Source organism: Rothia mucilaginosa (assembly GCF_901875305.1).
Classification (GTDB): domain Bacteria; phylum Actinomycetota; class Actinomycetes; order Actinomycetales; family Micrococcaceae; genus Rothia.
The window spans coordinates 126295-138903 of record NZ_CABFLY010000001.1 but is presented as its reverse complement, the minus strand read 5'-3'; the positions used below and the strand labels follow the sequence as shown (position 1 = coordinate 138903).

Genomic DNA, 12609 nt, shown 5'->3' with positions numbered 1-12609 from the left:
CATATCCTATCTGTGGGTTCTCTACAGTGTAACGCGTTCTACCCGCGCTGTCCCCTGTAGATTATGAGTCAATCAGAAGATGAGGTCTACGGTTTAGGCGGATGCCTTAGAGCGGGCACCCACGGACTTCAGCACAACGTACACCAGAGCCGACACCACAGTACCGGCCAGCACGGCAACGAAGAACATCAGCGGGTTCTGCGCCAGGCCAATAATCCAGATGCCGCCGTGCGGTGCCGGAGAGGCCACGTGAGCGCTCATCGAGATGGCACCGGCGAGGGCACCACCCACAATGGTCGAGGGAATGACTCGGGCAGGATCAGCCGAGGCGAAGGGAATAGCACCCTCAGAAATGAAGGATGCCCCCAGCAACCAAGCGGCCTTACCGTTCTCACGCTCGTTCTCGTTGAACAGCTTGGGACGCAGGGTGGTTGCCAGAGCCATAGCCAGTGGCGGAACCATACCGGAAATAATGACGGCAGCCATAATCTCCTGGTTCACGGCCGCACCCGAAGACAAGCCAGCGGTTGCAAAAAGATAAGCAGCCTTGTTGATGGGGCCGCCCAGGTCGGAGGCCATCATGGCGCCCAGAATCAGGCCGAGCACCAGGGCGGAGCCACCCGACATCGAGGTCAGCCAATCCTGCAGGGTGGTCATCACCCAAGCCAGGGGCGCACCGAGCAACAGGTACATGACCAGGCCGGTCACCAGAGAAGTCACCAGCGGAGTAACAACCACGGGCATCATAGAACCCAGCCAGCGGGGCAACTTCAGGGTGCCCAGAGCGTACGCAATCAGACCGGCAAGAATACCGCCCACAATACCGCCCAGGAAGCCCGCGTTCACCGCAAGAGCCACCGAACCGGCGATGAAGCCCGGAGCAATACCGGGACGCTGAGCCAAACCGTACGCAATGTACGCGGCCAGGGCCGGAACCATCAGGCTCAGGCCAAAGCCACCGATGGTCTGCAGAACAGCGCCCAGGTACAGGGTCCAGTGCACGTCACCCAGATTGAACAGGGTTGCGGAGCCAAGAATCGCCTTGGTGTCCACATCGCCCAGGTTCGGCATGGTGATGGCCTCAAAAACAAAGCCGAGAGCCACCAGAATACCGCCGGCGGCAACAAACGGAATCATGTAGGAGATACCGGTCATCACGGCCTTGTAGATGCGTGATCCCCAGGCACCCTCAGAGGCGCCGGCGCTGTCATCAGAGGTGGATGCGGCGGCAGCCACACGGGCGCCGTTCGGGTTCTCGGCCTCGGCCAGGGCCTCAGCAATCATTTCCTTCGGCTCGTCGATACCGCGCTTGACGGGGGACTCCACGAAGGGCTTACCGGCGAAGCGGTTGCGGTCACGCACATTCACGGACACCGCGAAAATCACGGCGTCGGCGGCATCAATATCGGCCTGGCTCAGGGTTTCATTACCCGAGGATCCCTGAGTCTCAACCTTCAGGTCGTAGCCGAGCTCCTCGGCAGCGTACTTGAGGGCATCCGCGGCCATGTAGGTGTGAGCAATGCCGGTGGGGCACGCGGTCACAGCAACAAGCTTCTTCATGGCCGGGGCACCCTCAGACGCCTTCGGGGCTTCCTGCTCAGCAGTAGCCGGGGTAGCAACGGCCTCAGCAGGCATCGCCTCCGCCTTCTTCTCACCCACGCCCAGCGCACCGTTGACCAGCTCAACAACCTCTTCAGCCGAGGAGGCTTCGCGCAGGGACGCGGTGAAGCTCTTCTTCATAAGAGAACGGGCCAGGGCCGACAGTAGCTTCAGGTGAGCCTGGTCAGCACCGTCGGGGGCCGCGATGAAGAAAATCAGGTCGGCGGGGCCGTCCTTAGCGCCGAACGATACGGCGGGGTTGGGGCGAGCCATGGCCAGGGTCGGCTCGGTGACAGCGGCACTGCGGCAGTGCGGGATAGCAATACCGCCGGGAATACCGGTGTCGGTCTTGGACTCGCGAGCCTCAGCAGCCGCGTAGAGCTGCTCAAAGTCGGCCGCGCGGCCAGCCTTGACGACGGCTTCGGCGAGCTTAGCGATGACGTCGAACCGGGTGTCGCCGAGATTCTCATCCAGCAGGACAAGATCTGCGGTGATCAAATCGGACATGTTATTTCCTCGAGTTGGAGTGGAGGTGAGGTGCTCTGGCAGGAACGTCCTCTCCCATGCTTTAAGTGTGTGTAGAACCCAAGTTAAATATTCTCAAATTAGAATATTTATGTCAGTGATGCTTCGCTCCTTATCAGAGCCGAATCGAGCGAATAGTAACCTTCTCAGGGGTAGTCTGATTCAGCGAAGGCATACGGGTACCCGGCAAAGCCGCCGCCGCAGAACCATGAGCCACCGCCTGCACCAAACAACCGGATGCATCCGCACCGCGAGTGTGCGCAATCAAGAAACCGGACAGTGACGAATCACCGGCACCCACCGTGCTACGCACCTGAACCGGCTCATGCACAGCGTGCCAGATACCCTGCTCGGTCACGAGCACCGCACCTGCGCCACCCAGGGTGGCCAGCACATACTCAATACCGCCACCCAGCAGCTTCTGAGCGGTGCGGGCCGTCAGCTCCGGGCTGGCCTCCAGCTCCTCCCAGTTATCGCTACCAGTCAGCTGGGCCAGCTCCTCGGAATTGGGCTTAATCAGCGTGGGCTTGTGCTTACCCGCAACAGTCGCAATCAGCGGCGCCTCGGAGGTATCAATCGCAATATTGCCCGCATAACCCGAGGCGCGTAGGGCCGCCACCAGCTCGGAATAGTAGGTGGGCTCCAGACCCGGAGGCAGAGAGCCAGCCAGGACCACCCATTCAGCGCCCTTGGAGCACTCAATCACCAGGGCGTCCAGTCTCTCACGCAGCTGCGCATCAAAGTGGGTGCCGGGAGCGTTCAGCTTGGTGGTGGTACCGTCGGGGTCCACCACGGTGATGTTCGAGCGAATCGGCTCACCGGTGGGCAGGTGGGCAAACTCAACCTCCGCCGCAGACAGGGCGGTCAGTACCAGGTCGGTAGCCTCACCGGGCACAATCGCCAGGGTCGGGACACCGGAAACCTGCAGAGCACGCGAAATGTTCACGCCCTTACCCCCGGGATCCTGCACGGCGCCGATGGCACGCTGCACGGCACCGTGGGCCAAAGGCGCGCCGAGCTCAATCGTGCGGTCCAGGCTGGGGTTTGCGGTCAGGGTAATAATCACTAGGCGATCACAATTTCAACATTGGCGGCCTCGAGCGCCTGGCGAAGGGCACCTTCGGGTTCGCGATCGGTAATGAGGGTGTCAATATCCTCAAATCCAGCGAAGCGGACCAGGGACTCCTGACCGAACTTCGCGGAGTCGCATAGCAGGACCACACGACGGGCAGACTTGCAAATCGCGGTCTTGACAATGGCTTCGTTCATGCCGGGGGTGGAGATGCCGAAGTGTGCTTCGATGCCGTTGGCACCGATGAACGCGATGTCGGGGCGCATCGTGCCGAAGTGCTCAGCCGCACGAGCACCGACGGCGGCCCAGGTCATCTTGCGTAGCTGGCCACCCACCAGCTCGAGGGTCACACCCTCGGCCTCAGCAAGCTTAACAGCGATGTGCAGCGCATGGGTGATAATGATGCGGTCATTGCCGGTTTTGAGGCTGAAGTTCTCGGCACCAATGTGGTCTGCGAGGATCTCGATGGTGGAACCCGCGTCCAGGACAATGGAGCCCGACTCAGAATCGCGGAGCATCTGGTAGGCCTTGGTGGCGATGCGGCGCTTCTCCGGGGTGTTCATGCCCTGACGGGATGAGATGGATGATTCCAGAGAGGTGGACTGCTCGATGGTTACTGCGCCGCCGTGGACGCGACGAAGCTTACCGGCTTCTTCCAAAGCAGCAAGGTCACGGCGCACGGTCTCCATGGTCACATCGTATCGGCGGGCCAGATCTGCGCCGTTCACGCGGCGTGCGGAGGCAACGAGCTTTGCAATTTCGGCACGGCGTTCTTCTGCGAACATAAATTCGTGTTCTTTCGGTAGTGGATAGGAAATCTGTGCGTATCTATGGTGTGTTCTTATCGCGGGTGCATTCTTCGCGGAATGCGAGTTCAATGCACCCGCAGAACCTCCAATATCATACTTGATTTTATGTGGGTTTTTGTGGGCGGGTCAATATAAAACGCCTCTTTTAGGGGAATATCACCCTTTGTTCCCTACAGAAACCACATCATTTGCCATCTAATATGAACGATTATGTCTGTTTGACTCGATGAGACGTTGGGTTTTGTTTTGTGGGCCACACGGGTCGGCCGCAGACACACACCGGTCAAGCGACCGATGCGCCAGACTCCCTACCTTGACGTTCCCTACGTTTGCGAAGTACCCGGTGCACCCAGAAAGCGCAGGCCGCACCCACTAGGGCACCCGTACCGTTCATGAGCACATCCACCAAATCCCCCGTGCGGTTGGGCATGAAACACTGAATTATCTCGATGCACGCGCTCACCACGAAGCCAGCGTACAGCACGTGGCGGCGCGCGGCGCGGCCCAGCAGCAGCGCGAAGAGGAAGCCGCCGGGCATGAACATGATGACGTTTGAGAGCTGCTCAATGGTGGAGTAGGTCACGAACTGTGGCAACCAGCCCTCGGCGTGGCCCGCGTCCAGCCAGGTTACGAGAGCGCCGCCCATTTCGTTGTCGTCCACGTGAACGGGGGCGAATACAATACTCGCCACAACCAGGCAGTACAGTGCAGTAAGAATCCAAAGGGCGCCGCGGAGTACACGCATCCCCTTCGAGAGGGGACGAGCTGAGGTGGGTGATTCCGCTACCGTCTCGGGGGCGGCGGATACCTCATGCATCCAGCGGTTAGACGCTCCGCTTTCGGGGTGCGCTTTACCAGACAATGCGCCCTGCCTCATCGGTGTATCGCGAGGAGTCCCACGCGAAGAGGCCGGGAACGTCTAGCACCAGCGGTTCGGCGTTCGGCACGGTTACCGTCCATTCCTCACCGGCGGCCGCGGAGAGAGCGCGACGAATCAGGCTGCCGTGGCTGACGGCAATAATCTTCTGTTCTTCGCCTCGATTTGCGTAGTCCCGCACAATTTGGCGTAGCACGCGCACCGTGCGGATGTACAGGTCACGCTCAGATTCCACGTTCGGGTAGTAGCGTTCGGGGGCGCGACGTTCGGGGGCGGGAATATCCAGGCCTTCGCCGTCACCGTAGGTGCGCTCAACCAGCTCGGGGTAGGTCTTGTCCACCTGCAGGTCGAAGTGCTCACCGACCAGCTGTGCGGTTTCGAAGGCGCGCGATAGCGGGGAGGAGACCAGCACGGTAAAGTTCAGGCCCATATCTGCCAGCTTCTGGCCGGTGGCGCGTGCCTGTTCGCGGCCGGTGTCGTTGAGCGGAATGTCGGTGACGCCCTGCATGAGGTTCGTCTTGTTCCAGTCGGTCTGTCCGTGGCGAATCAGGGTGAGGGTGGTGTTCTCAGCGCCGGCGGGTAGGGGTTCGGGCCCCAAGTCGGGTTCGTTCTGACGTACGAGCAGGCGGTCGATGGTGCTGTCCAGGTATTGCAGGGGCACTTCGGTCAGGGAGGCGTTGACAGGAATCGGGTAGAACCCTTCCTCGGTGAGGCAGTCGGGGCGCTCCCCCAGCAGGGCGTTCATCATCAGCGCGATGAACATGCCGTGGGTTGCCACCAGCACGGTCTGGCCGTTGTACTCGCGGCGCACACGGTTCAGGGCCGCTAGGCCACGGGCGATGAATTCTTCCGTGGGTTCCACGCCGTATTCCTCACCGGATTCGCGGGAGGCGAGGACTAGCTCGCGGGTGGCGATCTGCCCCTCCAGCTCGCCGAAGGAGCGTTCTTGGAAGCCGTCAACGGCACCTCGGTAGGGTATGTTCAGGCCTTCGGCCACGATTTCGGCGCTTTCGGCTGCGCGGCTTAGGGGCGAGGAAAGCACCAGGTCAACGACGGTGCCTTCGTTGCGGGCTTGTTTGAGCGCGCCGATGGCGGTGCGCACCTGGTCGCGGCCGGTGTCGTTGAGGGGAATGTCGGTGCCGCCCTGGAAACGGTGGTCGATGTTCCAGTCGGTCTGTCCGTGGCGCATGAGGATGATGCGGGTTCCGTGCGGTTCGGGCGCGACGGGAGTAATGATAGGAGTGTTCTGTGTGTCGGTCATCTTTCTAGTATCGCACTCACCCTCGCGAGTTCAAGGGCTTGGGGTCATACTACCGGTGCACCGTCTAGGGCGCCGGTGTCATACCGGAGGATGAAGTGAAAGGCTGCATCCCGCGCCGCTTCGGCCCTTTTTCTCAGCGTATTCCCATATTTTTCAGCCCTCAGGGGGAGGGTTGAGCCGCCAATAAGCTGAGATGATAGAGGGGTACTTCCGTTAGTTCATATCCGATGAAGGTTGCTATGACGCAGAATCCTCAATCTCAGAACCCGCAGTTCCAGGCTCAGAACCCGTACTCAATGACCCCTCCGCAGACGGCGCAGCCTGCCGGTCAGTATTCCGGTCAGCCCGGTCAGCCCGTTCGGCCGAACCAGGCGGGTTATTACCAGAGCCAGCCCCAGCAGGGCTACCCGGCACAGGCACCTCAGCAGATGCAGCAGGCACCCTTCGCACGCGGCGCGATTATTTCTGCCCGTAACCTGCACAAGTCCTACGGCAATAACCCGGTACTACGTAACGTGAGCCTCGATATTTTCCCCGGCGAATCCGTGGCAATTATGGGTCCTTCCGGTTCGGGTAAGACCACCCTGTTGCACGCGCTGTCGGGCATTATTAAGCTCGATGCCGGTTCTGTGCTGTTCAACTCCCCTACCGGCCAGGTGGCGGTGGAGTCCCTCAGTGAGCGCGAGCGCACCTCCCTGCGCGCTAACTCGTTTGGTTTCGTGTTCCAGCAGGGTCTGCTGGTTCCCGAGCTGACTGCGGAGGAGAACGTTTCTCTCGCCGCGATGATTGCCGGTGTTCCCCGCCAGCAGGCACGCGCCATTTCCGCTGACCTGTTGAATCGCCTGGGCCTGGGCCAGATGCTGGACCGCCGTATGGGTGAGATGTCCGGCGGTCAGGCTCAGCGTGTGGCGATTGCCCGTTCGCAGGTGAACGGCGCGCCCGTGACCTTTGCGGATGAGCCGACCGGCGCGCTGGATTCGAAGACTGCACGCGAGGTGATGGCGCTACTGCTGACCATGATTCCGCAGCAGGGTAAGACTCTGCTGGTGGTCACTCACGACCCGAACGTGGCGGCGGCGTGCTCCCGCGTGGTGTATCTGCAGGACGGTCAGATTGTGAGCGATCAGCGCAATAGCCAGGGCGGCGTACCCGCGCAGAACAGCTTCCTGAACCCCGGTGTTCAGCCTCAGGCAGGTGCATAATGCAAATCTATGCTCTGCTCGCCAAGCGAACCCTATGGAGTTCGCAGGCGATTCTTCCTGTGTTGGCTTTTGCGGCCTCCTCGGCACTGTTTTTGACGGTTGCCGGTGGTGTTCAGGCGCTGAGCACTTGGCTTGAGCACGCCAATGTTGACCATGAGCTCATCGATACGATGGGTATTCAGAAGCTCTACATGGGTTTGGCGTGGGTTGCCGCCCTAGTCCTGGTTGTTCCGCTCTTTACCCTGGGTGCTTCAGCGGCTCGTTTGAGTGCCCGCCGCCGTGACGAGCGCCTGGCGTCCCTGCGCCTGATTGGTGCCTCCACGACCCTGATTGTGGGTCTGTCGGTGGCGGACGCTCTAGTGTACTCCTTCGTGGGTTTCATCATTGGTCTGCTGCTCTACCTGGTGCTGATTTTCCCCTTCGGTGCCCTGCACTTCATGAACGTCCCGCTGGGGGCTGAGAATATGCTCCTGCCGGTAAGCATGATTTTCTACTGTTTCCTGGGCTGTATGGTTCTGGCGGCTCTGAGCTCCCTCTTCGGTCTGGCGAAGGTCAGCATCAGCCCGCTGGGTGTGCGTACCCGTGCGAAGGCTGGATCCGCCGGTTACATTGCCCTGGGTATCGGTGTTGTTCTGATTATTGCCGTGATGATTCTGGCGTCAACCTCTACGGGCTTCAGCATGTTCTCGCCCTTCCAGAACGGCGGTGCCGATAGCGCTATTAAGAACCTGGCGATTTTCATTGCGTTGCCGGGTGTGCTGATGATGGTTGCCATCGACCTGATCGGTACCTTCCTGGTGTGGGCGTACGCGAAGATTCGTGTGCGTATGGCCCAGAAGGCGTCGGTTCTGCTGGGTTACCGTGCGGTGCTAGAGTCCCCACGTGGTGCGTGGCGCCAGGTTTTCGGGTGTGGCACTGTCGACCTTCTTGGTGACCTTCTTCGGCCCCATCCTGATTCTGGCGGGTGAGATGAACAAGACGGCGAAGGAAGCCGGTCCCGCCGCCGGCCCCTTCATGACCATCATGGCGGACATGTTCCAGGGCATGCTGCTGATGCTGTTCTTCTCGTACCTGCTGGTCACCCTCTCCGCGGTGTTGAACCAGAGCGCCGCCATTTATGAGCGCGGTTCGCTGTACTCTTCGCTGAACATGATGGGTACCCCCACGAAGCTACTGCAGGCTTCGCGCCTGACCGTGGTCTTCGGTCCGCTGGTGCTCATCAGCGTGATTTCTGCACTGCTGGGTCTGCCGCTGACGGCGTTGATTGCGGCGCAGGGTCTTCCCGGTGGGGTGCTGGCGAAGATGTTCGGTCTGACCTTCGGCGCTATTGCGCTGGGTCTGGTGCTGGTCTATGTGGGTCTGCTGGCGACCATTCCGTTTATGCGTCAGGTGACTCATAAGCCGGTCTCCGCTCTCTAAGCTGTTTGAGCTTCTACCCTCCCGTTGCGTTCTCTTTTGGACGCGGCGGGAGGGTTTTTGTGTGAGCTTCCGTCCCGCCCGGTCTTTCGTTCCGTGGGCGAGGCACGGCTCCGCATGTTTCCTCAGGCACCGGGCTGGTGCTTCCTTCCCCGATGCCCCTGTGAGAGACTGGCATTATGTTTGAACACACCGTACCCTCCGCTTGGTTCCCCCGCTGCGCCATCTTCGACTGCGACGGCATTCTGCTCGACTCCGAGACCGTGTGGAATGACGTACAGCGTGAACTTTTCGCCCGCTGGTCTATTCCCTTCACCGAAGAGGTGGAGGAGCGCCTCACCGGCCTGGCGGCAGCTGACGTAGCCCGGGAGCTTGCTGTGCTCTCCTACGAGGCGCAGACCGGTCAGAAGCCGGACACCGCCTCCGCAGAGTACGCCGAGCACCACGCGCACATCACCCAGGATTTGCTGGCCACCGAGCGCCAGATTATCTCCGCAGGTGTGGAACTCATCGACGGTGCACAGGAGTTCCTGGGCTTTTTGAGCGAGCACATGCCCGTGGCCGTAGCCTCCAATTCCACCTCGGGTATCCTCACCGTCAAGATGGAAAATTACGGCTACGCTCCTCTGGTGCGTACTTGGGTCAGCAGCGAGGACGTTACCGCGGGCAAGCCGGCACCGGACATGTACCTGGAGGCGGCACGCCGCCTCGGCTTTGAAGGCCACGAGGCGCTGGCATTCGAGGACTCCCCCGCGGGTGCTCAGGCCGCCCGTGACGCCGGCACGAAGGTCATGATTTACGTTCCAGAAGGTACCGACCTGCAGAAGGCTCCGACCGGTTTTGGGCGCTTCGATTCGTTCAAGGACCCGCACCTGTGGGAGGCGGCCCGCACCTGGGTTGCCAAGCTTGAGGCGGCGCAACAGTCTGAAGCGGCGCAGGGCTAAACAGCACCCCGCCACCTCGTCTCATAGACAACATAAAGAAAGACCCCCGGCCCGCTCCTGAAGAGCAGACCGGGGGTCTTCTGACGCCTATAACAGCGTTAGCCTATCGGCGCATAACCTTCTTAGCCAGTGCGTTACCGATGAACTGAACCAGCTGAACCAGGACGATAATAATCGCCACAACAGCCCAGGTGATCTCGTCGTTGAAGCGCTGGTAGCCGTCCACAATCGCAATCTTACCCAGACCGCCAGCACCCACGTAACCGGCCATTGCGGACATGTCCACCACGCCGATGACGAGGAAGGTGTAACCCAGGATCAGCGGGCCAAGCGCCTCCGGAATCATCACGGTGAACAGGATGGTCATCTTCGAAGCGCCCATCGCGCGGGCCGCCTCAATCACACCAGGGTCAATGGAGACCATGTTCTGCTCCACAATACGGGCAATAGCGAAAGCCGCGCCGAAGCTCATTGCGAAGACCGCGGCGTTCACGCCCAGGCGGGTGCCCACCACTGCACTAGTCAGCGGGCCCAGAGCCGCAATCAAAATAATGAACGGAATCGGGCGAATCACGTTCACCAGAATGTTCAGAATCGTGTAGACGAAGCGGTTCTGGAAGATATTACCTGCACGGGTGGTGTACAGCAGAGCACCCACCACCAGGCCGACCAGGCCGGCGCACAACATGGTGATAGACACCATGTAGAAGGTGTCACCGATAGCCGGAACAAGCTTCTCAGGTAGGAACTCACTCCAGTCGGTCTTCGAAGCGGCCAGCGGAAGAGTAGTAGCAAACATTTAGCGCACCTCCTGCACGCGGGCAACAGTCTTCAGTTCGGCAACGGCAGCATCAATGCTGGTGATTTCGCCAAGCAACTCCAGGGTGAGGGTACCGTAGGCTTTACCCTGCAGGGTCTCAATACCGCCGCCCACAATGTTGAAGCGGACGTTACGGGCACCCAGGTAGGACAGCACCTTACCGAGCTCCTGGTTACCTTCCACAATCTCAACGTTGACGAGGTAACCCCTGTGGTTTGCGCGCAGCTCAGCTGCTTCCTTGCCAGTGGGGGCCAGCTTCACGGTGGTTGCTACGAAGAGCTTTGCCACATCGGTCTGCGGGTTGGAGAAGACATCGTACACGTTGCCCTCTTCCACCACGCGACCGGACTCCATGACCGCCACGCGGTCAGCGATAGTGGAGACCACATCCATCTCGTGGGTAATGACCACGACGGTCACGCCCAGATCACGGTTGACCTTCTTCAACAGCGCGAGCACTTCATGGGTGGTCTCGGGGTCCAGCGCGCTGGTCGACTCATCAGCCAACAGCAGAGCCGGATTAGTTGCGAGCGCACGAGCAATGCCCACACGCTGCTTCTGACCACCGGAGAGCTGGTTCGGGTAGTGACCTGCACGGTCTGCCAAGCCCACGAACTCAAGCATCTCCAAGGCGCGAGCACGGCGGTTCTTCTTCGACCAGCCAGCAATCTTCAGCGGGAACTCAACGTTACCGAGCACGGTGCGGGAGTTCATGAGGTTGAACTGCTGGAAAATCATGCCGATGTTCGTGCGGGCTTTACGTAGCTCAGAGTCGCGCTTACCGGAGATTTCGAAATCGTCCACAATCAGCGTGCCGCTGGTAGTGGTTTCGAGACCATTGATGAGGCGGACGAGGGTGGACTTACCGGCACCGGAGTAGCCGATAATGGCGAAGATTTCACCGCGGTTAATGGTGAGGGAGACGTTATCCACGGCGGTTACTGCCTTAGGGCCGTTGCCGAAGACCTTAGACACGCCGTCCAGAATCACCATGGGCTGGGGGAGGCCTTCTACGACCTCTTCTAGCTGTTCACTCATAGTTTTGTATCCGTTAAATGTCGTGGTTGGGGCGCCAGGGGACTCGGCGCCGGTACGCAAAGGACGGTAAGCCCTTCTGACCCGCATCGGGTACCCGGGCTTACCGCCTTGCGTGTGCCTACGAGAGGCGTATTGTCAGAAGATTACTTCTTGGCGCGCAGCTTGGCCTCTTCGTTGGCCAGGGACTGACGCAGCTCGTCGGTGCTCACGTTGACCTCAACGGCGGTGCCGCGGGTCTCTTCCTGAACAGCATCCATGACGGGCTTGGTGTGGAAGATTTCAACAATCTTCTTGTAGGTCTCGTCGTCAGCCTTGTCCTTCTGAGCGACGAACAGGTTCACGTACTTGATGGCCGAGGGGTCGCTCTTGGGGTCGTCCTGAGCCAGTGCGTCTGCGGGCTTCAGGCCTGCGTCCTTGAGGAAGTCGTTGTTCACAACAGCGCCGTCAGCGGACTCCATGCCGACCACAGTCTGGGTTGCGTCGACGGGGGTGACCTTCACCTTAGAAGCGGAGGTGTCAATATCGTCAATGGTGGGCGAGTCCACGTCTGCCTTCTTGAAGGTGACCAGACCGTTGGTCTTCAGCAGCTTCAGTGCACGTGCCTCGTTCACGGTGTCGTTCGGGATGACGATTTCGCCGCCCTGGGGGATGTCAGCCAGCTTGGTGTGCTTCTTAGAGAACAGGGCCATCGGGTAGATCACGGTCGGGCCGACAATCTGCAGGTCCTTATTAGCGCTGACGTTGTAGTTCGACAGGTACGCGATGTGCTGGAAGCGGTTCATGTCAATGTCACCGGCGTCCAGGGCGGGGTTCGGCTCGGTGTATGCGCTGAACTCCTTGTACTCAATGTCGATGCCCTGCTTCTTAGCTTCTTCCTTCAGGGTCTTGTTGAACTTCTCGGAGCCGACCACACCGATGGTGACCTTCTTCGAGGAGGAGGAAGAAGAGGAGTTCGAGGTGGAACCGCAAGCGGCCAGGCCAAAGACCATGGGGACAACTGCGAGAGCAGCAGCAAACTTCTTCACGGCTATGAATCTTTCTGTTGA

Annotated in this window: 12 protein-coding genes; 4 read left to right on the top strand and 8 right to left on the bottom strand. The window is 60.2% G+C overall.

The window, feature by feature from the left end:
* Window positions 1-93: 93 nt before the first annotated feature.
* The 5 genes from JX292_RS00625 to JX292_RS00605 all read right to left on the bottom strand — a co-directional run bounded on the left by JX292_RS00625 (window position 94) and on the right by JX292_RS00605 (window position 6143).
* Window positions 94-2106: a PTS fructose transporter subunit IIABC gene (locus tag JX292_RS00625; protein ID WP_204860334.1), complete on the bottom strand. Its 2013-nt coding sequence runs from the start codon at window positions 2104-2106 to the stop codon at window positions 94-96.
* Between the two features lie 133 nt (window positions 2107-2239).
* A complete protein-coding gene (locus JX292_RS00620; protein WP_204860331.1) occupies window positions 2240-3190 on the bottom strand; it encodes a 1-phosphofructokinase family hexose kinase in 951 nt (316 codons plus the stop codon).
* On the bottom strand, window positions 3190-3981 hold the full coding sequence (locus JX292_RS00615; RefSeq protein ID WP_070649967.1) for a DeoR/GlpR family DNA-binding transcription regulator: 792 nt from the start codon (window positions 3979-3981) through the stop codon (window positions 3190-3192). Before JX292_RS00615 ends, JX292_RS00620 begins: the two co-directional genes overlap by 1 nt.
* A 307-nt stretch (window positions 3982-4288) precedes the next feature.
* Window positions 4289-4822: a VanZ family protein gene (locus JX292_RS00610; protein WP_239653555.1), complete on the bottom strand. Its 534-nt coding sequence runs from the start codon at window positions 4820-4822 to the stop codon at window positions 4289-4291.
* A 34-nt stretch (window positions 4823-4856) separates the two neighbouring features.
* On the bottom strand, window positions 4857-6143 hold the full coding sequence (locus JX292_RS00605) for a histidine phosphatase family protein (protein WP_204860329.1): 1287 nt from the start codon (window positions 6141-6143) through the stop codon (window positions 4857-4859).
* A gap of 239 nt (window positions 6144-6382) precedes the next feature.
* On the opposite strand from JX292_RS00605, the gene JX292_RS00600 reads away from it, so the two are divergent.
* From JX292_RS00600 to JX292_RS00590, 4 genes are all read left to right on the top strand, one after another.
* Entirely contained in the window at window positions 6383-7345 is a 963-nt protein-coding gene (locus JX292_RS00600) for an ABC transporter ATP-binding protein (protein ID WP_204860327.1), read from the top strand.
* On the top strand, window positions 7345-8313 hold the full coding sequence (locus JX292_RS00595; protein WP_239653554.1) for an FtsX-like permease family protein: 969 nt from the start codon (window positions 7345-7347) through the stop codon (window positions 8311-8313). Before JX292_RS00600 ends, JX292_RS00595 begins: the two co-directional genes overlap by 1 nt.
* Window positions 8255-8764 carry a hypothetical protein gene (locus JX292_RS08960; protein WP_239653553.1) on the top strand — a complete coding sequence of 170 codons (510 nt, stop codon included), beginning with the start codon at window positions 8255-8257 and terminating at the stop codon, window positions 8762-8764. The genes JX292_RS00595 and JX292_RS08960 overlap by 59 nt, the downstream gene beginning before the upstream one ends.
* Window positions 8765-8940: 176 nt before the next feature.
* Entirely contained in the window at window positions 8941-9705 is a 765-nt protein-coding gene (locus tag JX292_RS00590; RefSeq protein WP_204860326.1) for an HAD family hydrolase, read from the top strand.
* 103 nt (window positions 9706-9808) lie between these two features.
* Here the strand turns inward: JX292_RS00590 and JX292_RS00585 are convergent, their stop codons facing one another.
* The 3 genes from JX292_RS00585 to JX292_RS00575 all read right to left on the bottom strand — a co-directional run bounded on the left by JX292_RS00585 (window position 9809) and on the right by JX292_RS00575 (window position 12588).
* Window positions 9809-10504 (bottom strand): methionine ABC transporter permease, encoded by a 696-nt coding sequence (locus JX292_RS00585; RefSeq protein ID WP_204860325.1) that lies wholly within the window; start codon window positions 10502-10504, stop codon window positions 9809-9811.
* Window positions 10505-11563: a methionine ABC transporter ATP-binding protein gene (locus tag JX292_RS00580; RefSeq protein ID WP_204860324.1), complete on the bottom strand. Its 1059-nt coding sequence runs from the start codon at window positions 11561-11563 to the stop codon at window positions 10505-10507.
* Between the two features lie 143 nt (window positions 11564-11706).
* Window positions 11707-12588: a MetQ/NlpA family ABC transporter substrate-binding protein gene (locus JX292_RS00575; protein ID WP_204860323.1), complete on the bottom strand. Its 882-nt coding sequence runs from the start codon at window positions 12586-12588 to the stop codon at window positions 11707-11709.
* Between the last annotated feature and the right edge of the window lie 21 nt (window positions 12589-12609).

What these genes read in the sequence shown, in the direction of transcription:
- JX292_RS00585 (WP_204860325.1), bottom strand. Translation starts at nt 10,504, where the DNA reads ATGTTTGCTACTACTCTTCCGCTGGCCGCTTCGAAGACCGACTGGAGT.
- JX292_RS00600 (WP_204860327.1), top strand. Translation starts at nt 6,383, where the DNA reads ATGACGCAGAATCCTCAATCTCAGAACCCGCAGTTCCAGGCTCAGAAC.
- JX292_RS00610 (WP_239653555.1), bottom strand. Translation starts at nt 4,822, where the DNA reads ATGCATGAGGTATCCGCCGCCCCCGAGACGGTAGCGGAATCACCCACC.
- JX292_RS00615 (WP_070649967.1), bottom strand. Translation starts at nt 3,981, where the DNA reads ATGTTCGCAGAAGAACGCCGTGCCGAAATTGCAAAGCTCGTTGCCTCC.
- JX292_RS00605 (WP_204860329.1), bottom strand. Translation starts at nt 6,143, where the DNA reads ATGACCGACACACAGAACACTCCTATCATTACTCCCGTCGCGCCCGAA.
- JX292_RS00590 (WP_204860326.1), top strand. Translation starts at nt 8,941, where the DNA reads ATGTTTGAACACACCGTACCCTCCGCTTGGTTCCCCCGCTGCGCCATC.
- JX292_RS00595 (WP_239653554.1), top strand. Translation starts at nt 7,345, where the DNA reads ATGCAAATCTATGCTCTGCTCGCCAAGCGAACCCTATGGAGTTCGCAG.
- JX292_RS00625 (WP_204860334.1), bottom strand. Translation starts at nt 2,106, where the DNA reads ATGTCCGATTTGATCACCGCAGATCTTGTCCTGCTGGATGAGAATCTC.
- JX292_RS00580 (WP_204860324.1), bottom strand. Translation starts at nt 11,563, where the DNA reads ATGAGTGAACAGCTAGAAGAGGTCGTAGAAGGCCTCCCCCAGCCCATG.